Here is a 21790-nt window from a genome sequence, read left to right on the forward strand (position 1 = left end):
AAGTCCAAAAAAGGATGTGTTCCCATGTCACACGCCCCTCTGCAGGCGGAAGGAGCGCCGCAAGCCGTACCGGCTTTCTCGGTCCGGGCCATTCTCCCCGTCTTGTTGACCCTCATCGTCGGAATGCTCGTGGTGATGCTCGACAGCACCATCATGAACGTTGCCGTTCCCCGGCTGGAAGAGACGTTTCATGTCAGCCTGAAGATCATTCAATGGGCGATCACCGCTTACACCTTGGCCTTGTCCGTTGTCATTCCGTTGTCCGGCTGGTTCTCCGACCGGTTCACGGCGAAGCGGGTCTTCCTCGTCTCCATCGGCCTGTTCGTCGTGGGTTCGCTGCTCTGCTCCGCCTCGCAAACCGCCGCTCAGCTCATCCTGTTCCGCATCGTACAGGGCATCGGCGGCGGCATGGTCTTTCCCATCGGCATGGCGATCTCGTTCAAGCTCGCGCCTCCAGACAAACGCGGCTCGATCATGGGCATTCTCGGCCTGCCGATGCTGATCGCCCCCGTACTCGGCCCCGCCCTCTCCGGCTTCCTGCTGGAGTACGTCAACTGGCACTGGATTTTCCTCATCAACCTGCCGATCGGGCTCGCCGCCGTCCTGCTCGGCTTGCGCTTCCTTCCCTCCGGCGGAAACGGCGGCGGGACTTCCCGACTCGATGTTCCCGGCATGCTGCTCTCGCCGCTCGCCTTCGCCACGCTCGTCTTTGCCGTTCACCGCGCGGGTACGGATGGCCTCGGAAGCTACGGCACGCTCGGGCTGCTCGCCGTCAGCTTGGCGGCGCTCGTCGCCTTCGTCCTCGTAGAGATTCGCCAAAAAGAGCCGCTGCTGGCTCTGCAAGCCTTCCGCTCGCGGGAATTCACCAAAGGCATGATTCTGACCTGGTTCAACCAGATTGCCATGTTCGGTACGATCCTGCTGATTCCGCTCTACTTGCAGCAGGTCCGGGGCTTCAGCACGTTTCACTCCGGCCTGCTCGTCATCCCGCAGGCGCTCGCTTCCTTCCTCGGCATGATGGCAGGAGGCAAATGGCTCGACAAGCGTGGCACCCGTCCCGTCGTCTTCACCGGCCTCTGCGTGCTCTCGACGGCGATTCTGCTGCTTTCGGGCCTCCGGGCCGACACGCCGGAAGCCGCGATCATCGGCTTCCTGATCCTGCTGGGGCTGGGGCAAGGGCTGACCACGATGCAGGTCGGCACGCACGTGCTCAAAGCGGCCCCGAAGGAATGGATCAGCCGCGTAACGCCGCTGACCTCTTCCTCGCAGCAGATTGTCAACTCCTTTGCGGTCGCCATCGTCTCCGGGTTTCTGACGAACCGGATCGCCGAGCACGCCACCGGCTCCGCCAATCCGCTTCAAGCCATGGTCGGCGGCTTCCACGACACCTTTCTCTTGACGCTGGCCCTCGCCCTCTGCGGCCTCTTACTCAGCCTGCTGCTGCGCAAGCAACCGAACTAATGCGGCGGACCCGCGCCGGCAAGCCAAAAGCCCCCTGCCAAAGCGGTCGTCCGCTTCAGCAGGGGGCTTCTTACATGGGCCTGGCCGTTCAGTCGGCCGAGGCGGCCGCCAGCGTCACCGGCAGCTTGCCCTGGGGCGCGATCCGCCCCGTGAGCACCCGGGCGAGCGATTCCATCGCCTGCGGACGGTTCTCGTAAGCGGCCAGGTAGGTCGGGACCTCCGGGAACTGGTTCAGGTCGTACGGATTGCGCGTGGAGACGACCGTAAGCCGCAGCCCCGGCCGGCCCGCCAGCTCCCGCACCAGCCGCACCTGGCCCTCCGGCAGGCGGGATACGGGATTGTGGGTGGCCACGACGATCTGGTCGTAGCCCTCCGCCGTCCGGAGCAGCTCCGCAAGCTCCGGCTCGGCCGGGTCCAGCCCGATGCGGATTTCCCGCACCACGGCAAGGTAGGGCCGCAGCGCGTCGGCAAGCGACTCGTCCTGGTCGATGATCTCGACCACCTGGGTCGCCTCGCGCGGCTCCGCCCAGACCACCAGCGTCGGCCGGTCGGCGGCGAGCGGCAGGTGACCCGCCGCGTCCTTGACCCGCGTGATGCTGCGCTCGCTGGCCTCGCGCACGGTCTGCCAGTCCTCGGCGCGGCCGAGCTGTCCGGCGAGCTCGGCCGCAGCCGCCGCTCCCCGCTCCATGCCGCGCTTCGCCTTCAGCGCGAGCACCCGCTCCACGGAGCGGTCGATCCGCTCCGGCGAAATCCGCCCGCCGCGGACCGCTTCAGCCACGGCGCGGATCGCCGCCCGCTGCTCTTCCAGCGTGTGGCTGACGAGGACCACATCGACGCCGGCCTCGACCGCCAGCACCGCTCCCTCGGCTATGCCGAAGCGGCGCGAGATGGCATGCATCTCGAGGCAGTCGGAGAACACGACGCCCTCATAGCCGAGCTGGCCGCGCAGCAGGCCGGTGATGACGGCAGGCGACAGCGTCGCAGGCAAGCCGCCCGGCTCGAACGCCGGGAAGATGACATGCGCGGTCATCACCGCGTCCGCACCCTCGGCGATGGCCCGCTTAAACGGCGCCAGCTCGACCCGCTCCAGCCGCTCGGCGTCGTGGGCGATGAGCGGCAGCCCGTAATGCGAATCGAACTCGGTATCGCCGTGACCGGGGAAATGCTTGACCGTGGCGGCGACTCCCGCCTCCTGATAGCCGCGCACGGCGGCCGTTCCCAGCTCCCCGACCCGCTCCGGGTCCTCGCCGTAGGAACGGACGCCGATCACGGGATTAAGCGGGTTGTTGTTGACGTCGAGGCTCGGGGCAAAATTCACGTTGATGCCCATCAGCCGCAGCTCGCGGCCGCTGATGCCGGCCGTCTCGTAGGCCAGCTCGGCGCTCCCCGCCGCTCCGAGCGCCATCGCTCCCGGAATCAGCGTGATGCCGCGGTCGATGCGCGACACCATGCCTCCCTCCTGGTCGATGGCGATGAACAGCGGCGGCTGCCCGGCCGTCTCGGCGTTCTTCTCCTGAAGCCGCCGCGACAGCTCCGCCACCTGTCCGGGATCGCCGATGTTCCGGCGGAAATAGATGACGCCGCCGAGCGCCTCGTTCCCGATCAAATCCAGAATGCCCTCCGAGGGAGACAACCCGTCGAAGCCGGCCATAAACAGCTGGCCGATCTTCCGCTCCAGACTCCACGCTCTCCAGTCTTCCATTTGCCCTCATCCTCCCCTTGTCAAAGGCTCGCCGATTGCTCCTCTTCCGCCTCGACGGTCCTTGCTCTTCCATCCGTGGCTTTCCCATGCCGTTCCCGTTCCTTTCCCGCACCTTACCCGGGATTTCCCTCCGCGTCCCCCCGGCTCTCGCGAAATTCGGACGGCGTCCGGCCCGTATGCCGCAGGAACACCTTGGTGAAATAGCGCCGCTCGGCGTAGCCGACCAGCGCGCCGATCTTGGTGATGCTCTTGTCGGTCATGAGCAGCATCGACTTCGCCAGCTCCATCCGCTGCCGGGTCACATATTCGACGAAGGTCTCGCCGAAGTGAGCCTTGAACAGCAGGCTGAAATAGCTGCAGCTGATGCCGAGATGACCCGCTACCTCCTCCACGCCGATATCGGAGGCGAGGCTCTTGTGAATGTAATCCTTGGCGTTCAGCATGAGCAGCTCGCCCGGCTTCTTGCCGAGCACAGCGTCGAGCGAACGGTCGACGAGGTGCACCACCGCGTCCATCACATCTTTGACGCCGACGCTGTGCTGAAGTTTCGTCCAGATCTCGTCCTCGTCCCGCGGCGCGACCATATCCATCTCGCGCATTTCCCGCAGCAGATGCACGATCAGGTAATGCAGCACCGTCTCTGCCTTCGCGACGGCCGCCCCGTTCGGCTCGGCGGCGAAATGCCGCCGCAGGCTGTCGAAGGAGGCGTCGATCCGCGCCCGATCCTGCTTGCGCAGGCCGGAGATCATCTCCTCCATGAGCTTCCACAGCGAGCGGCTGCTGTCCGCGAGCCGCAGCACCTCGTCGGTCACCGCCAGCTGCTTGCTCTCGCCCGAGCTGATCAAGAGCATCCGCTGCATCGTCCGGTAGGTATTGGCCAGATCCCCGAAGCTCACCGGCTCCGGATGCACGCCTACGCTGACGCTCAGCTTGACGTTGTCGCGGACCGCCTGTTGCAGAGCGGTCAACCACCGCTCCATCTCCGCGGTCGGAACCGCAGCCTCCCCGCCGCGCTGGCGCTCCACGAGAATCAGCCATTCGCCTTCGCGCACCTGCAGCACCTGATAATGGAGCGTGAACGGCAGGAGCGCGTCTTGCAGCACATTGCCGACGGCAAAGTTCCACAGCCGCCGCTCGTTGTCCGTCCACTTGACCGATTGCACGGAATAGCCGTCGATGTCGGCCAGCAGCATCGCATAGGCCAGGTCGTCGACGCCCAGGCCTTCGTCGGCCAGGAAATTCCGCGCGCTGACCGACGGGAGCCCCATGACCACGTCGCGCAAAATCTTTTCGTAGGCGAGGCTGGCGGCTTTTCCCCACTTGCGTTCCTTCTTCATGTCCTCCGCGCGCTTCTCGCGGAGCTCCTCCGCCGTCTTGGCCACCTTGGCCTCGAGCTGCTCGTAATCGATCGGCTTCAGAATATAATCTTTCACGCCGTATTGCATGGCCGTCCGGGCATATTCGAACTCCTGGTAGCCGGTCAGCATGAGAATTTCGCAGGTGCGGTCGACCTTTCGGACCTCCTCCAGAAAGGTCAACCCGTCCATCACCGGCATGCGAATGTCGCAGAGGATCAGGTCCGGCCGGTGCTCGCCCACGGCCTCGAGCGCCTCTTGGCCGTTGCGCGCCAGAGCGACCAGCTCCAGCCCCATTCGCTCCCAGGGCAGAATGCTCTTCAGGTTGTTCAAGATCGGCATCTCGTCATCCACCAGCATGGCCTTGAGCCTCATTCTCATCCCCCCGTTCCATTAAGGGCAGCACGCATTTGATAACCGTCCCGGCGCCCGGCAGCGAGCAGATGTACAGCCCGTACCGGCTGCCGAACTGGATGCGGATGCGGTCGGCGACGCTGCGCACCCCGAGTCCCCGCCGCTCCGGCTCTCCGCCGCCGGCAGCCGGAGAGCTCCGCTCCGGCACCGCTCCGCCTTCCGGCGGCGCCGACAGGTATTGAAAGCGCGCGAGCTGCTCGTTCGGAATACCCACGCCGTTGTCCTCCACCGTCAGCACGAGCCGTCCTGCGGACCGCTCCGCCGTTACCCGGATGCGGCCCGTTCCCGTGAGGCCGTTAAAGCCGTGCTGGATGCAGTTCTCGACCAGCGGCTGAAGCGTCAGCTTCTGCACCGAAGCCTCAAGCAATTCCTCCGGCACGTCGATTTCGTAGTCGAACAGGTCCTCGAAGCGGAAGCGCTGAATCTCCAGGTAGCTGCGCAGGTGCTCGATCTCCTGCCGGAGCGGGATGATGCGGTTGCCGTGGATGCTGATCCGCAGGATGCTCGCCAGCCGCAGCACCATCTGGCTGACCTTGCGGCCCTCGTTCTGCACCGCCAGCACGTTGATCGACTCCAGCGTATTGAACAGGAAATGCGGTTTGATCTGCGCCTCCAGCACTCGCATTTCCGCCTGGGTTTTCTGCTCCTGCTCCTTCTTCACGCGCCCGAGCAGCTCCTGGATGCGGGCGATCATGCTGTTGAGGCTGCGCGCAAGCAGGTGCAGCTCGTCGGCGCCGCTCTCCGGCACCCGTACCTCCAGCTCCCCCTCCTCGACCCGCCGCATCGTCCGGGCAATCCGCGAGATCGTCCGGGTGATGCGGTTCACGAAGAACAAGAGGAAGACGAAGGCGGACAGCAGGCACGCCGCGAGAATCAGCCCGACCCATTTGGTGTAGAGGATTATTTCCTTGGACAGCGAGCTCCAGGGCGTCACCGACACGAGCTGCCAGCCCTCGTTCTCCAGCTTAATACTGGAGACGATGCTGTCGACCTCCTGGAACGCCTGCCGGCGGCTCTGCGTTCCGGCCTTCAGTTGCGGCAAATCCTTCGTGTATTCCCGCAGGAACCGGCCCTCGCTCTGATAGGAGCTGTCGAACAGGATCATCCCGGTGCGGTTGACGATGAAAAAACGGGTCTGGTACGTCTCCTGCTTATACGTGAAGTAGGAGAACAGGTCCTCCAGCGCGGAATTCTTTATCTGCACTACCAGGATCCCTTTGTCCGCGAGGGTGACGATATCCTTGACGACGCGGATCTGGGTGAACACCGGATCGGTTCCGGTGAGCTGAGGATACTCGAAGGGGCCCACCCACTTCGGCTTGCCGTCGCGCAGCAACACCTCGGAGTATAGCGAATCCTTGGTAAACACGTTAAAGGGGAGCGCGACAAACCGGTCTTTTTCATAAAAGGGAATGATCATCCCGTCTTCCATCGTATACAAAAACGCATAGCTGACCGACGGATGGTTGACCAGCAGGTCGCGGAAATTCCGCTGCACCTCGTTCAGCTTCAGGTAATCGGTCTCCGTTACGCTCGTTCCCGGCTTGCTCAGGACCTCCTGGATGGCGTTGCTCGCAATGGTGCTGTCCGTAACCTTGTTCATTTCCTGAAAGATGAAATCCACGCTCTGATAGAGAGCCCGCAGGGTAATCTCCACTTGGCGGGTGTACTTCTCCTGCAGCAGATCCGAGAGAAACGAATAGGCGAAGATGCCGAAAAGGAAGAGCGGCAGCAGAATGAGAGTGAAAAAAGCTGTGAACAGCTTGGCTCTTAGGCTCATTCGCATCTGCTTCTCTTCCTTTCCGGTTCCGGCGGGTCTTAAGGCCAAGCGGCCGTCAGCCCTTGACGCTCCCCGCCGTCAGACCCTCGATGATCTTCTCCTGAAGGAAGCCGTACAGGATCAGCACCGGCGTGACGCTGTAGACGATCCCCGTACAGATCAGGGCGTAATCGGTCTGAAACGCGTCGCGGAAGCCGACCATGCCGGTGGGCAGCGTCTTCAGCGACTCCTTGCTGAGGAAGAAGTTCGCCAGCAGGTATTCGTTCCAGTTGCCGAGGTAGTTGATGATAAATACCGTCACCATCGCAGGAACGGTAAGCGGCAGTACTATTCTAACAAACAAGCCGAATGCGCTCAATCCATCCATGATCGCCGCTTCCTCCAGCTCGAGCGGCAGGTTGCGCATGAACGCCGCGATGAGCAGGATGCTCATCGGCAGAGCGCCCGCCGTATAAGGGAGCAGCAACGCCCAATGGGTGTTCAGGATGTGCATCTTCATCACCAGGATGTACTGGGCGATGAACAGCACGTTGCCGGGAATGAGCATACCGATCAGCACGAACTGATAAATCCATTTGCTCGTGCGAAAGAACCTCATCCGGGTCAGGGCAAACGCCGTCCCCGCCGACAGCAGCACCCCTGCGATCGAGGAGGCCAGCGAGATATACAGGCTGTTGAAGAAATAGACGTTGATCTTCGCTTTGATCCAGGCTTCCCGGTAGTTGGCAAACACCCACTTGTCCGGCAGCGAGAAAGGGTGCGTGGCGATCTCCGCGTTGCCGCCCTTGAGCGACGAGAGCAGAATGAACAAGAACGGGATCAGGACGACCAGCACATAGAACATCAGCGCGACGTGGGGAAGGATTTTTTTCACGGCGATGGGCATCAGTATTCAATCCTTTCGCTGTTTCTTCCGAACGTCAGCTGATAGAGGGACGTCAAGATGAGGGCAAAGGCGAAGATGATCAGCGAGATGGCGGTACCATAGCCGAACTGGCCGATCTTGATCGACCGGTGCACCATGTAGGAGGCCATGACCTCCGTGGAGCCGACCGGTCCGCCGTCGGTCATGACGAGCACGATATCGACGACGCGCATCGCTCCGGCGATGGACAGCATGACCACGACCGAGATGATCGGCCGGATCAGCGGCACCGTGATCCGCACCGCTTGTTGAAAGGCATTGGCCCCGTCGATGGCCGCCGCTTCGTTGATTTCCTTAGGGATAGCCAGGATCGCCGCGAGCACGAGCACGATGTAGAAGCCCATCCATTGCCAGGCGTTCGTCATCAGGATCGAGAACATCGCCCAATGCGGGTCGGACAGCCAATAAATCGGCGAAATCCCCAGCTTGCCGAGGAAGGTATTGAGAAACCCGACCTCCGGCTCGTAGATGAAGCTCCACAGGATGCCGATGACTGAGGTGGAGAGGATCGACGGCATGAAGACGGTGGTCTTGTAAAAGCCCTGAAGCCGCTTCACATTGCCGATTAAAAGCGCGAAGAAGATAATCATCGGAACTTGGATGAAGACCGAAAACACGATGAACCACAGATTGTTGACGATCGAATGGCGGAAGTCCACATCGCCGAACGCCTCGCGGAAATTATGCAGCCCAATGAACTTGGTCGAATCAAGGCCGCTCCAGTCGGTGAACGCATAGAACGCGGAGCTGCCCATCGGATAGATGAAGAACAGAAAATACAAGGCGATGGTCGGAACAATGAACAACAGGTAGATCCAAGGATTCTTCAAAACGTCTTTCGACATGGCTATTCACCCAGCTCCCTGCCCGGAAGATACGGTCCGGCGCATCCGGCGGGAGGGAAGCACGCTCCCGGAATGCGGCCGTCCGGCCGGTCGTGTCGTAGTTTGGAAGCAGCGATCGCCGCCGCGGGACGGCGGGCGCTGCCCGGTTGCCGCTTGCGCGGGAGAAAAGGCGCCGCCCGCACCGGGCGGGCAGCGCCGTCTTCCTCCTCCTGCGGTTGAGGCTTACTTGGCCGCAGCCACTTTATCCTGCACAGCCTGGAGGGCTGCTCCCATCTTCTCGGGGGTCGTCTGGCCGGCGATCAGCTTGGCGACCTGCTTCTCGGCTTCCTGGTAGACCTCCGTCTTCACGGTGGAATCGAAGTGCGAGAATGCGTTCGTGGTGGCATCGAATTGGGCCATGACCGTTGTGACAATCGGGTCGGTCACCTTGGCTTTGGCGTCGGCCGACAGCTTCATGGACGGCAGCACGCCGTCCTCCAACAGGCCGCGCAGCTGCATTTCTTCATTGAAGAGGTTCTTGATGAAGCCCTTGACCGCCTTCAGCTCGTTCTCGTTCAAGTCGCTGGAGAAGCCGTAGCCGTTGGAATAGTTGGCGTTGATCGCCTTCTGGTCGCCGACGCCGTTCGGTACGGCGGGCATTCCGAAGTAACCGGCCTTTTCGAACAGATCCTTGGACAGGCTCTCATCCTTGAATACCGAGGAGCGCCAACTGCCGTCGAACATCATGCCGGCCTTGCCGGTGATGAACTGGTCGAGCATCTGGCCGTACTCGAGCCCGAGCTCGCCCTTGGTGAAGTAGCCCTTGTCTTCCCATTCCTTGAACTTGGCGAACGCCGCGACGACCGTCGGGTCGGTCCATTTCTTCTCGCCCGTCGGCAGTTGCTTGACGATATCCGGACCGGCGTAGCGGCCCAGCAGCGTGTTGACCAGCATCAGCGGCACCCAAGCGCCCTTGGAGCCCATGGCGAACGGCGTGATCTTATTGGCCTTGAGGGTCTCCGCCGCCTTTTCCAGGTCCTCCAGCGTCTGCGGCTCGGCGATGTTGTATTTGGCGAACAGGTCCTTGTTGTAGTAGATGCCTTCCGAGTTGCCGCCGATCGGCAGTCCGTACAGCTTGTCGCCGTCCTTGAACTGGTTCAGGTTGACGAACTGGTCTTCCTTGATGCCGAGCTCGGCCAGGATCGGGGTCAGATCAAGCAGGCGTCCGGCCTTGCCGTATTTCAGCGCGTCGCCTTCGCCGCCGAACAGGTCCATGATCTTGGGAGGGTTGCCGGCCGCCATTTCGGCAGGCAGCTTGGTGAAGCGGTTCGTGTTGTCTTCTACGCCGTCCAGCTCGAACTTGAGTCCGGGAATTTCCGATTCGGTCTTGGCCACCACATCATCGAGAATCTTCTTGCGGTTCTTCTGTGCGTCTCCGATCTGGATGTGGCGAAGCGATACCTTAAAGGGCTCGGCGGCCTTCGTCGGCTCGGGCGACGGAGATTCCGACGGGGCGGTCGACGCCGACGGCGCGAGCGATGCGGAAGGACTTGCGGATTCGGATTCATTTTTACTTCCACAACCGGCAAGCGAGGAAAGCGCCATGACCGAAACGAGAAGCAGCGACAACTTTTTCTTCATTCTTTGTGACCCTCCTAGACCTGATATGGCAACGGGCTTACGTTGCTGTCTTTATTATAGAAGCGGGCTTTTCCTCCGGGCAGGTTCACATTTCAATAAAAGAGGGATAAAATCCTCTACTCGAAAGACAAAAACCCCCGTAGACAAGCAGAGGGTCCGGCGCTGCAAAAGTCATCGCTTCGCAGCCGGATCATCCTTTCAATCGCCGTTGCCCTCTATCGGTCGTCCCGGAAAACGCAAACGGGACAGCGCGGCTAATCGCGTTGTCCCGTGGGCGGCTCTTGTATGATGGGGGAAGGGATGCGTGGAACCCGCCGCTTGTTCGGCGGCGTCCCTCTCCTTCCCAATCGTTCCTTCTACCGGGCGGCCTTGGCGGCCGGCCGCTTCGCCTTCTTCTTCGGCTTGCCGGAAGGCGGCAAATGCTTCATGCTCTTCAGCATCGGTCCCTTGCACAGCGGGCACGCCTTGTCGGCGGGCAAGAATTCCTCGCGCACCCAGGCCTTGCACTCGGGGTCCTTGCAGCGGTAAATCGGCGTGGCTTCCAGTTGCGGTTTGTCTGCGGCTTCTTGTTCGGCTAAACTCAAGCGAAATTCCTCCCCATGATGTTCAAAACAAAGGCGGACGAAGCGCCAGGGCTCCATCCACCGGTTCCGTTCTTATTCCGTTCGTGCTCCCTCTAGGCCGGCAGCACTAACAGGAAGTCGACCTTACGCATTATATCGGCCCTGCGCCGTCATTTCAAGTATTGACAAAACCGGTCACATCGTCACTCCCAAGGCGAGGCCGTGCTCAGATGCTCGGCGAACCGCTTGCTGTCGGCGCGCCGCCGCTTGCGGACCTCCGCCCGGTGCTCCGCTCCCTCGAACATCAGATGCTCTTCCGGGGATTCGGGCACCACCCGCGGCACCGCCACCGGCTTGCCGTCGTCGTCCAGCGCCACGAAGGTCAAGAAAGCCGTCGCCGCAATCCGGCGTTCCCCCGTTTTGAGGTCCTCGGTGGCCACCTTGACGAACACCTCCATCGAGCTGCGTCCGGTCCAGGTGACGTAGGATTCCAGGGCCACCGAATCCGTCATGCGGATCGGATAGAGAAAATCCACGGAGTCGGTCGAAGCCGTTACGGTCGTCGCCCGGCACAGCTTGGCCGCCGAGATCGACGCGATGTCGTCGATGTAGGACATCAGCTTGCCGCCGAACAGCGTATAATGGTTGTTCACGTCGAACGGAAACACCCGGGAGATCTTGTAGCACCGGGTGTCCTTTACAAATTTGCTTGCCTCCACTCTTCCGCCGCCTCTTCGTCTTTTTCCCCCATTATACCGCAAGGCGTTCGCCCTCCCAACTCCCCCTTTCTTCCCTTGGCCGACAACGCCCGTTTGAATTCAAATATCTGGAAGCGTTGGTTTAACCCACTTGGCGCAATCGGCAAAATCGGGGAATATCCCGGATTATTTTGGATTTTTGCCGATTGCGAGTACGCTTCTCAATTAAAATCTGATATAGTTAAATCAAGAATTCATTACGCTGCGAGTGAGGGAGCCGTATGAAAAATACCGGAATGGTCCGCAACCTGGACAGCCTGGGGCGAATTGTCATCCCGACGGAGATTCGCATGACGCGCAACATTGAGATCGGGGATCCCTTGGAGTTTTTTATCACCGACGATTACACCATCGTCATGCGCAAGTACAAGTCCACGGAGTGCGCGTTCTGCCGGAGGCTGGACACGGTCAGCTATTACCACGAACAATTCATCTGCGCGGACTGTCTGGAGGAGCTGAAGAAGGGCAACGCCACCGCCATTCACTCCCCCGCCCCGGTTCGGCGCGAGCCCGAGCTCGCCGGCCGCAAGCGCGGAAAAACCTCGGAGATGCTCGAGCGGCTGAAGCAGGCCTTCCAGGATCATCCCGGCGCGAGCCAAAAAGATTTAGCCGCCATGCTCGGCATCAGCCAGGCCCGCATCAGCCAGTTGAAAAAAGAGCTGAAGCTGTAAGCGCATCCCGTTTGCCCTCGTTCGCCGATTTCCATCCGTCCGGGCGGAAACCCGTTTTCTTTTCACAGCGGGGCGGCGAATGGTATGATGGGAGTACCAGCTTCCGGTGGGCATCCAACGCCTTCCGGGCCAAAGGAGTCAAGAGATGACAATCCAACTATTTACGGACAGCGCCGCCGACCTGCCCAAGGACCTGGTTCAGCGATACGGCATTGAAGTGCTTCCGCTCATGGTCATTGACGGCGACAAGGAATACGAAGACAACGTGACCCTGGAGCCGGCCGAGCTGTTTCGCGGCATGCGCGAAGGAACGGCTTACAAGACCTCGCAAATTTCCTACCAGGCGCTTTATGACCGGTTGATCCCCTATGCGGAAAAGGGACAAAGCTGCCTGTATCTGGCCTTCTCCTCCCAGCTCTCGGGAACGTACCAGACCGGCACCATGGTCGCAAACGACCTCAAGGAGCACTATCCGGACTTCGAGCTTGAGGTCCTGGACACGAAATGCGCCTCCTTCGGCGAGGGCATGGTCGTCCTGAAGACGGCCGAGCTGGCCGCCGAGGGCAAGAGCATGGCGGAGCTCGTCGAAGCGGCCGGCTTCTATGCCCACCATATGGAGCATATCTTCACTGTCGACGATCTGAAGTACCTGCTTCGCGGCGGACGGGTCAGCCCCATCGCCGCCTTCATCGGCGGCATCCTCCAGATTAAGCCGATCCTCGACGTCGAGGACGGCAAGCTGATCCCGATCGAGAAGGTCCGCGGCCGCAAGAAGGTGTTTCAGCGGATGATCGAGATCATCCGGGAACGCGGCGCGGCCCTGGACAAGCAGACCATCGGCATCAGCCACGGCGACGACCTGGAGGCGGCCGAGCAAGTGGCGGCCATGATCAAGGAGGCCTTCGGAACGCCGGAGGTGCTCATCACCATGATCGGCGCGTCCGTGGGGGCGCATTCCGGCCCCGGCACGATCGCGATCTTCTTCCTGAACCGCGAACGCTGACCGAACCCGTGAAGCGCAAATCGCATACGTGAATCAATCAACGCAAACGCTCGCACCGGCAGGGAAGTCTGACAACCCTGCTTGTGCGAGCGTTTTGTTAGGCCATCGGGCGTTGCAGAGTCGGACTTCCGGCAGGGCGCAACAGCCCATTCCGGCGGTTTCCCGCGGAACGGATGGGCCGACTCTTGCCGCACGCTCGGCTTGCTTACCGGCGCGCCGCGTTCAGAATCTGCCAATACGCCGGTTTCGGATCGTGCTGCGTGTCGAACGGGAAGGGCCAATTCTTCCGGCCCCTCACCGGAAACCCGTCCAGCCAGGTGTAATCGTCTGCCGCTCCCCAGAAGGTAACCGAATCGATCACCCCGCTGTATTCCCGAAAGAGCCGGAAGAATTGCTCATACCGCTCGGCCTGCCGCTCCAGCAACTCTTCCGGAGGAGCGGTCAGATCCGTTCTTCGGTCGTCGAAGGAGAAGAGGGAGACATCCAGCTCGGTTACGTGCAGCTTTACGCCAAGGCTGGCATAGCGTTCAATGGCGCTGCGGATGTCCTCGAGAGCCGGATGCGCCACGCTCCAGTGAGCCTGCAGTCCGATCCCGTGAATGGGCACATCCCTTTCCTTCAAGCCCTTGACGAGCGTGTAGATCCTCTCCCGCTTGCGGGGATCAGACTCGTTATAGTCGTTGTAGAACAGCAAGGCATTCGGGTCGGCGGCATGGGCGTACTCAAATGCCTTCGCAATGAAGTCCTCTCCGGCAATGTCCAACCACCGGGAGGGGCGCAGCAGTTCTCCCTCCTTGTCGGACACTGCTTCATTGACCACATCCCAAGCATAAATCTGTCCCTTGTACCGGCCGGCCACGGTTTCGATATGCGAGCGCATCCGTGACAGCAGCGTTTGGGCATCGCATGGGCGGCCATCGGCGGTTTCGAAAACCCAGGAAGGCGTCTGGTTGTGCCAGACCAGCGTATGTCCCCGCACGGCCATACCGTGCTCGGCAGCGAAGTCGATCAGCCGGTCCGCCGTCTCGAAGGTATAGCGGTCCTCTTCGGGATGAACGCTTTCGAATTTCATCTCATTCTCTGCGGTGATGCTGTTGAAATGATGCGCAAGCAGCTCGCGCTGCGTATGGATCGTAATCGGATTCACCGCCGCTCCGATCCGGAACTGATCGCCGAATACCTCCTGCAGCTTGGGCGTTTCCGCGAGAGTTATGGTTGCCATGGTCGATGTTCCCTTCTTCTTGTGAGTTGGGCTGTGCCCTTCGCTCCGGATCGTCCTGCCCGCCTCAACCGACCAGACCGGTACGCTCGACGCTTTCGACGAAGTACCGCTGGACGAAGATATAGATGAGGATCAGCGGCAGAATGGCGAGGAGAATGCCAGTGTCTTGAACCATGCTGAGGTAGAACGGGTCGACCTGTGACGTCGTTCCGTCGCCCAGCCTGATTCCCAGGTTGTATGGCAGTGATCCGAGCTGAATCGACATGACCTTGCTCGTGGTCAGGTAGGTGGTGGTGAAGAAGCTGTCGTTCCACTGCCAGACGAACGAGAACAGCAGCACCGTCACGATGGCCGGTATGGTATTGGGCAGGATGATCCGCAGGAACGTCTTGCCGATGCTGGCCCCGTCGATGTAGGCGGCTTCCTCGATCTCCTTGGGAATGCCGCGATAGAACTGGCGGAAGATGAAGATGTACAAGCCTGCCTTCATCGAATTGGCCGTCAGAGAGGTCAGGATGAAGGGCCAATAGGAGTTCAGCAGATTGAACGACTTGCCCGTCAGGAGCGGGATCAGGCCGAGCAAAGAGAAATCTTTCAGGTTCAGGTACATCGGGATCAGGATGGTGGTCGGCGGCACCAGAATCGTCAACAGGACGCCGATGAACAGCAGGTTGCTGCCGCGGAATTTCAGCCGGGCGAAACCGTAGCCTGCGAACGCGCAGGACAAGGCGGTGAGCAGGGTGGTGACCACCGACAGCGCGAATGTATTGCCGAGCGTATGCCAATAATCCATGATTGAGATGACCTGGCGGAAATTATCCAGGGACAGATGCTCCGGAATCCAGACGACGATCGGCGAATACAGATCCGCCTTGTCCTTGATTGCGGTCGAGACCTTTTGCAGAATCGGATACAGGATCACGAAGGACAGACCTACGATGAGGGTAAATCGGACGGCCGACCACAGCCATTTTTTCCAGAAATCGATTGAGAGCAATCGAGCGGCGTGCACTTCGCTCATCTCCTTTTAGTCGTAGTAGAAGACCTTCCTCGAAATGATGAAGGTGCTGATCAGCAGGATGAACGCGACCGCCAGGAAATACAGCCAAGCCATCGCCGAGCTGAGGCCGAAATGGAACGATTTGAACCCCGTGTCGCGTATCAGGTCCGTCATCTTGTTGGCCGAGAAGGAATCGATGATCGTGTACACCACATTTACCAGAATCAGCGGACTGACCATCGGGAACGTGATCTTCCAGAACGATTCATATCCGGTGGCCCCTTCAATTTTGGACGCCTCGTACAGCTGCGGCGAGATCGACTGGATACCGGCCAGGAAGATCAGAATCTGCACGCCCGACTGGCTGACGATCTGATAGATTCGGTCTACCGCGCTGAGGAGGTAGTCGACGATGCTGTCGCTCACGCCGGCCTGGACCATCATATTGGCCAATTCGAGACTGCCGAGCCCGGAGACGACCTTGCCGCCGGCGTTCTGGTCGTTGATGGCCTGCACCAGGCTGGTGCTCTCCAGACTCATAATGATGCCCGACGCCAGGATGACCGGCAGGAAGAAGATCGCGCGCGCCGCCGTCCGCCCGAAGAATTTTTGGTTCAGCAGTACGGCCAGAAACAAGCTGAAGACGACGATGAGCGGAACATTGATCACCATGTTCAGGATCGACTCGGTGAGCGTCCGGTTAAAGCTGGTATCGACGGTCAAGGCGTGCCAATAGTTGGAGAAGCCGATGTAGTGAACCTGGATTCCCTTTGAATTGGCTTCGACGGAGCTTAAACTGAACCGCAGGGAATTGAGCAAGGGAATCAGGAAGAAAAAGATAAATCCCAGCAGCCAGGGCAGGACGTAGATGAATCCCCAAAAGGCTTTCTTGTTATCGTAGGACTTCCGCTTGACGCGCGGTTGAGGTATCGCATTCAAGGCTGTTCACCACCCGTTATATAGCTTTCCGCTTCGATGCGCTTGCCGTCTGCCTCCGCAGGAGAGGTGTTGTAATTGACGATTACGTAGATCCCGTTGTCGTAGACGGTTTTGAATACCCCATCGGCCAATTGTTCATGCGAGCGCAGCCCTTGGCCCTGCACCTGCTTCAGGACCTCGTTGACCTGCCGGTACAGGTCGGCGGCGCTGTCCAGCCATTGCCGGTAATGAACGGAGTACAGGTCGTCGTGCTCCGTGTCCTTTACCTTGTCGTTCGCCTCGTAGATCCATTCGAACGAGACATTCGCCCCGTACTCCAGGCATTTGAGCACGTAGCTCTGCTCGTTCGGATAGGTCGACAGGTTGAACGGCGCCCCCGTGTAGTCCAGATAGCCGCGAACGACCATGGGATAAAACGGAATTTCCTCGTCTTCCAGCTTGAAGCCGCTGTTCGACAGAGGCGCGTTCGTAAGGTCGGTCAGGAACGGGAGGGCGTAGGCGTTCCCTCCATTGCCCATCACCTGCAGCTTCCGGTCCCGGATCTGGTTGAAGGCTTGAACCGATACGCCTTCCGATTCGGTACGGTCAATGAGATGCTTCTTGCGGTAATCGCTGTTCAGTTTGTCTGCGAGGTCCCGCAAGGAGATGCCGCCGATTCCGTAATCGGCCAGCTTGCCGAGGACGGTCTCGGTGTATCCTTCCACGAGCCGCGGCGAGACGGCGTAAGAAGGCGTTCGGAACCGGTCCTTGCGGTTGATGACCGGGTTGATCGGGTACAGCGCGGCGGGGGCATTCTTGATCGTTCGCGCCGCTTCCTTGGATACGTCGAAGCCTTTGGCGGAATGGGCGGTCAACAGCGACACGTCGGGGAAGAACGAGATTCCATGCTCCTGGGCAAAGGCAATCCAGTTCTTCAAGCCGCCGCTGCCGCCGATCACGCTGTCCACGGAAATGCGGTCGGGAACCTGGTGGTCGAGCCCGCCGTTGAACCAGCCGGTGTAGTTCAGCCTAATGTTGCGGATGCCGCGCTCGAGCGCCTCCGAGGCAATGCTCTGCGCCTGCTCAAAGGTGGTGAGCGGCTCGAGCGCCCGGTAAGGAATGCCCATCCAGCGCTTCTTCTTGTCGATGCTGCCGACCAGTTGGAGGTAGAAGGGGCTATCCTCGGCTTTCGTCCCGTTCTGCCGCTCGGGCAGGCCCTGATGCTGAATCAGGTAGTTCTGGTAGTACCGTGCCATATCCGGATACCCGGCGTTCGGGCCGTCCAGGAAGGCATAACGGACCTGAAAATCGGATTTCACCGGGTCTTCCTGGAATTTCGGCAGCGACCGAACCTGCGAGTTCGCTTCCAAGGTCACCGTGTCCTTGGCGATGAAGGAAAAGCTCGGATAAACGTAATTGTAGCTGTTCAGCCGGCCGCTGATATCCGCCCGGATCGTGGCAACCGATGCCCCTTTTTCGATGATGCCTAGAAAGGCTCCGTCCTCGCGGGCGATTCCGAAGATCGGCAGCCGGGCTTCCTCTTCCCGGGCGCTGTCCTCGGCCGTATCCTGGGTCTGGTCCTTGCCGTAGATGAGTTGCTGATACGGCGGGTAGCCGGTCTTGCCATTGTTGAAGTGGATCAGCGCCCCCGACCCGTCCGGGACCATCATCGATCCCTTCGTTTGGGTTCCTCCCGCGCCGAAGAAGCCGAGAAGCGAGACGCTGTTGATCGGATAAGCATGCGGATAATGGATATCCGACACCGGCACCTTTGCCACCAGGCTGTCGCCGTCCAGGGTGTATTCGATGGAGGCCTGGAAGACCCGAGCCTCCGATTTCGTCTGCGTCAGGTTCAGCTCGGCCATGTCTTTCTTCATGTCCTCTTCTGTGTACCCGGCATCTTCCATGGCCTTAAGCGCCCGATCGAGCTGGAGGCCTTGCAGGGCGCTGTCGTTGCGCTCGTACAGCCCGCTGTCGGGATCGAGGGTGTAGGCGATCTTCAAGGCTCGCTGGCCCGTCTTGTCCACTTTCCCGTTCCATTCGTCGAATCGGGCCTTGCTGAGCTTAGGCGGCAGATCCTCCGCCGATTTTTTCGTCGTGCCGAATTGGTAGGTGACCTTGACGCCTCCGTCGATCACGGTGGCTTGAATCTGCTTGTAGGCCGTGCTGTCCGAGTAGGAATTCATCGAGGTCAACTGGCCGAAGCTGTTGAAAAAATCGATCTGCAGCTGAGCGGACAGCAGGTCCTTGTTAACCCCCGTGGCCAGCGAGTCGCTGTCGCGCTCCGGCGGATTGCTGTACCACACCGTCCCGCTGCTTTTCTGCAGGACGGCGATCGCGCCCGTCGTTTCGTCGGCAAACAGCTTCAGCCGGTCGCTCTCGGCGACGCCCTTCATCCCCGGCACCTTGGAATCGGTGAAGGCCGCGGCTAGGGCCGCTCCCGGCGCAAGCGCGGGAACGGCCGGCTCGCCGCCCGTCTGCTTGGATGCGGAGGAGGAGCAGCCTGCCGCCGCTACGCTGAGGCTGAGACAGGCCGCCAGCAGGGTGTATCGAAGCTTTTTCATATCGGGACCTCCTTCCTCAGCTTCTCAAGTTGATCTCTTGGTACAGGGTGAAGACGAACCCGGCGATCTGCTGAATGAGACTGAAAAACAGCATGCACAGGAAGGCCAGGAAGGCCATCGTGACCAGGGTCAGCACAATGGTCCCGATCGTCTTCGACGGCGTAAACTGCTGCACCGTCATGTTGCCGACGAAGAGCAGGAACGCCGACCAGAGAACCGCCAGATTGCCGAAGAAGTGATAGAACGCAAGCTCCTGGACGGAGATGTAATTGCTTAACACGACCAGCGGCAGGTTGATCAGGATGAGCGGAATCAAGGCAAAACACGTCGAGATGAAGATCTCGGCAAATTTGCCCTCTCCGTCCATCAGTGTGGTGATCGACCAATTGGCCACCGTCCAAAACAGCACCGGCACGATGACATACAGAAACTCCATCAGGCTGTTGATGCTGTCGGGATAGACAATCTGGACAACAAACCCGGTATATTGCGTCCGCACGATGTTGGTCAGGCCGAGAAGAATCAGGATCACGACGGAAAGGATCAAGTTGCGCTTGCGGCTCCGCTCGTATTTGAGATCCCAAAAGCCATCGAAGGGATGCAGCATCAGGTGAAACGAATCTTTAACCGACTCTCTGGCCAAAGGAAGCAAATCGGTTCCCTCCTCTCCGTTTACGGATTTTTTTCCAAGCGATGAACAGCGCGACCACGGCCAGCAATCCGAGCGCGATAGCCGTAAAATGCTGTTTCATCACCTGCTTGCGGTGGAGGAGAAAGGCCTTGGAATAGTGCGACTGGTCCATGCCGTTCTTGAAATACTTCATCGCCTCCGCGTACCTGCCCTGACGGATCAGCGATTTGCCGATACCGTCGTAGGCATACTCCAGGTTCGCGTTCAAGTTGATCACCTGTTCGAAGGAACGAGCCGCTTTGTCCTCTTCGCCCTTGTAATAGCTGCGGACCGCCTCGTTCAGCGTCCGCCCGTAGGCGGTGGTCTGGAAGCGGGTGACCTCGCCCAGCCCTTTGTCCAGGACGAGCATATCGTCTCCGAAGCGATCCAGCGCCACCGGCGAGTTGAATTCGCCCAATTGGTTGCCCAGCCGGCCGAACACGTAGAGCAGGAATCCGTCTCCGTTGTAGGTCAAGACTCTGCCGCGGGTGGCGTCCAGGATCGAATACATCTCGCTGTCGCCGGCATCGATATCCACCAGCCGGGTGGCACCGGTCTCCTTGGTATAGTAGAGGTCGCCTTCGGGCGGATAATAGCCCTGCCGGCGCAAAATATCGCTGCCTTGGGCATTCAGCTTCTTGACGTTATCGTGCCTTTGGCTGTTCGTCGCATAGATGAAATCCTCGTCGTCGATGTCCAGGTTGGAGAATTCGGTCGGCGTGTACATCACCATCTGGCTCCGCTGCGCCTTGGTGGACAGCCGCTTCCACAGGTAATCCATCGGATTGACCGACACCCGGTTGGCGCCCATGAACGAGGTGAACGTCCCATCGCTGCTGAATTCCATCAAGCCGTCGAAGACGCCGGCCGCCATGGTGTAGACCCGCTGGGCTTTATCCACGACGAGCCGAATCGGCTGGAACTCGAAGTTGCCGGGCAGCAGCTCCGATTTCGGCGATTCGATTATCTGCACCAGTTTGCCGGCCTCATCCAGATGGACTACCCGCTTGTTGCCGGTATCGGCCACATACACGTGCTTGTCGTTCGTGACGAATAGCCCCTGCGGCTTGTTAAACTGCTCCTTCTTTCCGGACCGGTCGAAGGAATCGACGACGCGCAGCAGCCGGAAATCGGCGTCCAGGATGATGATGCGATTGTTGCCGGAATCCAGCAGATAGATCTGCTTGTCGGCCGTGACATGCAGGTCGGCCGGCTCCTTGAGCGGACCCACGCCGAAATCGCTCCCTTTGTACAGGCGGGTGGCCTGGTAAGCTTGGGGAGCGGCAACCGTGTCTTCCCAATACGAATAGTTGTAGGAGGCATCGGCCTTGTCGGCGCGGGCGGTCGCCCCTGCGGCGCCCCAGCCCAGCAGTGCGCATAGGACGATGACCAGGTATCGATTGAACCCTCGTAGGCTTTGCTTCATCGGCTTCATGTCCCCTCTACTCCTTCATCCCGGAAGTCGCCATCGTCTGGATGACGCTGCTCTGGGAGATGATGAAGAGCGTAATCGGAACGATCATCAGCAGCAGCGCGACGGCCGCGCCGACGCCCGCCCGGGCGACCCCTCCCGCCGCGATCTGGCCCATCGCGTAGTGAAGCGTCTTCAGGTTTTCGCTGTAAATGAAGTTGCCGCCATCGGTACCCCAGAGCATGGGGAACTGCAGAATCAACAGCGTCAACCAGGCCGGCTTGACGTTGGGCATGACGATACTCCAGTAAATTCGGTACTCGTTCGCTCCGTCGATCTTGGCGGCCTCCAGCAGCGCGTCGGGAATCTGCTGCATGAATTGCTGCATGAGGAACAGGCCGAGGGGGAACGCCAGCGCCGGAACGATGATCGAGGCATGCGTATTGATCCAGCCGAGCCAGGACATCACCATGTAGTTGGGGATGGCCGTAACCTGGGCGGAGAACATGAGCGAGAGCACGACAATCCGGGACAGTCCCCGGGACCCCGGGAAACGGAACTTCGCCAGCGGGTAGGCGGCTGCCGAAGCCAGCAAAATGTGGCCGAGCGTTCCCACCGCCGTGATGAGCACCGTATTGGCGATGTAGCGCGACAGCGGCACCCAGGAATTGCCCAGCAGGGCGACCAGGTCGAAGAAATTGTTGACGGTCGGATTGACCACGAAGAACCGCGGCGGGAAGATGAACAGCTCGTCGAGCGGCTTGAAGGCGTTGTTCACGGCATAGACCAGCGGCAGCGCCATGAAGGCGCCGAAGACCGCGAGCAGCGCGAACAGCAGGAAGCTGACGGCGAAGGACCGGTTGATCCGGTGGGCCGGCCGCAGCAGGCGGAGAGTTCTTACGCTCACC

At 60.3% G+C, this 21790-nt stretch carries 18 protein-coding genes; 3 read left to right on the forward strand and 15 right to left on the reverse strand.

Annotation, left to right across the window (positions count from 1 at the left end):
- The first annotated feature begins 24 nt into the window (after positions 1 to 24).
- Positions 25 to 1461, forward strand: coding sequence for an MDR family MFS transporter (locus tag ACSEXS_RS18760; protein WP_438434779.1), 1437 nt, complete (start codon positions 25 to 27; stop codon positions 1459 to 1461).
- An 88-nt stretch (positions 1462 to 1549) separates the two neighbouring features.
- On the opposite strand, the gene nagZ is transcribed toward ACSEXS_RS18760, so the two are convergent.
- The 8 genes from nagZ to ACSEXS_RS18800 form a co-directional block, all read right to left on the reverse strand.
- Positions 1550 to 3163, reverse strand: coding sequence for a beta-N-acetylhexosaminidase (gene nagZ, locus ACSEXS_RS18765; RefSeq protein WP_438434780.1), 1614 nt, complete (start codon positions 3161 to 3163; stop codon positions 1550 to 1552).
- A gap of 113 nt (positions 3164 to 3276) precedes the next feature.
- Entirely contained in the window at positions 3277 to 4893 is a 1617-nt protein-coding gene (locus tag ACSEXS_RS18770) for a response regulator transcription factor (RefSeq protein ID WP_438434781.1), read from the reverse strand.
- Positions 4865 to 6718: a cache domain-containing sensor histidine kinase gene (locus ACSEXS_RS18775; RefSeq protein ID WP_438434782.1), complete on the reverse strand. Its 1854-nt coding sequence runs from the start codon at positions 6716 to 6718 to the stop codon at positions 4865 to 4867. The genes ACSEXS_RS18770 and ACSEXS_RS18775 overlap by 29 nt, the downstream gene beginning before the upstream one ends.
- Positions 6719 to 6767: 49 nt before the next feature.
- The gene (locus ACSEXS_RS18780; protein ID WP_438434783.1) at positions 6768 to 7598 is read right to left on the reverse strand and encodes a carbohydrate ABC transporter permease; all 831 of its coding nucleotides are present in this window, start codon (positions 7596 to 7598) and stop codon (positions 6768 to 6770) included.
- Positions 7598 to 8482 (reverse strand): carbohydrate ABC transporter permease, encoded by an 885-nt coding sequence (locus tag ACSEXS_RS18785; RefSeq protein ID WP_438434784.1) that lies wholly within the window; start codon positions 8480 to 8482, stop codon positions 7598 to 7600. The genes ACSEXS_RS18780 and ACSEXS_RS18785 overlap by 1 nt, the downstream gene beginning before the upstream one ends.
- 222 nt (positions 8483 to 8704) lie before the next feature.
- Positions 8705 to 10102: an ABC transporter substrate-binding protein gene (locus tag ACSEXS_RS18790; RefSeq protein WP_438434785.1), complete on the reverse strand. Its 1398-nt coding sequence runs from the start codon at positions 10100 to 10102 to the stop codon at positions 8705 to 8707.
- Positions 10103 to 10458: 356 nt separating this feature from the next.
- A complete protein-coding gene (locus tag ACSEXS_RS18795; RefSeq protein WP_438434786.1) occupies positions 10459 to 10686 on the reverse strand; it encodes a cold-inducible protein YdjO-related protein in 228 nt (75 codons plus the stop codon).
- Positions 10687 to 10868: 182 nt separating this feature from the next.
- Positions 10869 to 11384, reverse strand: coding sequence for an acyl-CoA thioesterase (locus tag ACSEXS_RS18800; protein ID WP_438434787.1), 516 nt, complete (start codon positions 11382 to 11384; stop codon positions 10869 to 10871).
- Positions 11385 to 11644: 260 nt separating this feature from the next.
- Here ACSEXS_RS18800 and ACSEXS_RS18805 point away from each other — a divergent pair, with 260 nt between their 5' ends.
- On the forward strand, positions 11645 to 12094 hold the full coding sequence (locus tag ACSEXS_RS18805; RefSeq protein WP_438434788.1) for an AbrB/MazE/SpoVT family DNA-binding domain-containing protein: 450 nt from the start codon (positions 11645 to 11647) through the stop codon (positions 12092 to 12094).
- 145 nt (positions 12095 to 12239) lie between these two features.
- Positions 12240 to 13097 (forward strand): DegV family protein, encoded by an 858-nt coding sequence (locus ACSEXS_RS18810; protein WP_438434789.1) that lies wholly within the window; start codon positions 12240 to 12242, stop codon positions 13095 to 13097.
- 205 nt (positions 13098 to 13302) lie between these two features.
- On the opposite strand, the gene ACSEXS_RS18815 is transcribed toward ACSEXS_RS18810, so the two are convergent.
- The 7 genes from ACSEXS_RS18815 to ACSEXS_RS18845 all read right to left on the reverse strand — a co-directional run bounded on the left by ACSEXS_RS18815 (position 13303) and on the right by ACSEXS_RS18845 (position 21789).
- The gene (locus ACSEXS_RS18815; RefSeq protein ID WP_438434790.1) at positions 13303 to 14319 is read right to left on the reverse strand and encodes an endo-1,4-beta-xylanase; all 1017 of its coding nucleotides are present in this window, start codon (positions 14317 to 14319) and stop codon (positions 13303 to 13305) included.
- A 64-nt stretch (positions 14320 to 14383) separates the two neighbouring features.
- The gene (locus tag ACSEXS_RS18820; RefSeq protein WP_438434791.1) at positions 14384 to 15331 is read right to left on the reverse strand and encodes a carbohydrate ABC transporter permease; all 948 of its coding nucleotides are present in this window, start codon (positions 15329 to 15331) and stop codon (positions 14384 to 14386) included.
- A 15-nt stretch (positions 15332 to 15346) separates the two neighbouring features.
- Positions 15347 to 16258: a carbohydrate ABC transporter permease gene (locus ACSEXS_RS18825; RefSeq protein ID WP_438434792.1), complete on the reverse strand. Its 912-nt coding sequence runs from the start codon at positions 16256 to 16258 to the stop codon at positions 15347 to 15349.
- Positions 16255 to 18801 carry a DUF5696 domain-containing protein gene (locus ACSEXS_RS18830; protein WP_438434793.1) on the reverse strand — a complete coding sequence of 849 codons (2547 nt, stop codon included), beginning with the start codon at positions 18799 to 18801 and terminating at the stop codon, positions 16255 to 16257. The genes ACSEXS_RS18825 and ACSEXS_RS18830 overlap by 4 nt, the downstream gene beginning before the upstream one ends.
- 16 nt (positions 18802 to 18817) lie before the next feature.
- The gene (locus ACSEXS_RS18835) at positions 18818 to 19444 is read right to left on the reverse strand and encodes a Yip1 family protein (protein ID WP_438435047.1); all 627 of its coding nucleotides are present in this window, start codon (positions 19442 to 19444) and stop codon (positions 18818 to 18820) included.
- On the reverse strand, positions 19425 to 20897 hold the full coding sequence (locus ACSEXS_RS18840; RefSeq protein ID WP_438435048.1) for an SMP-30/gluconolactonase/LRE family protein: 1473 nt from the start codon (positions 20895 to 20897) through the stop codon (positions 19425 to 19427). The genes ACSEXS_RS18835 and ACSEXS_RS18840 overlap by 20 nt, the downstream gene beginning before the upstream one ends.
- Before the next feature lie 16 nt (positions 20898 to 20913).
- Positions 20914 to 21789: a carbohydrate ABC transporter permease gene (locus tag ACSEXS_RS18845; RefSeq protein WP_438434794.1), complete on the reverse strand. Its 876-nt coding sequence runs from the start codon at positions 21787 to 21789 to the stop codon at positions 20914 to 20916.
- Position 21790: the final 1 nt, after the last annotated feature.

It is taken from the genome of Gorillibacterium terrae, assembly GCF_051594785.1.
Taxonomy (GTDB): Bacteria; Bacillota; Bacilli; order Paenibacillales; family NBRC-103111; genus Gorillibacterium.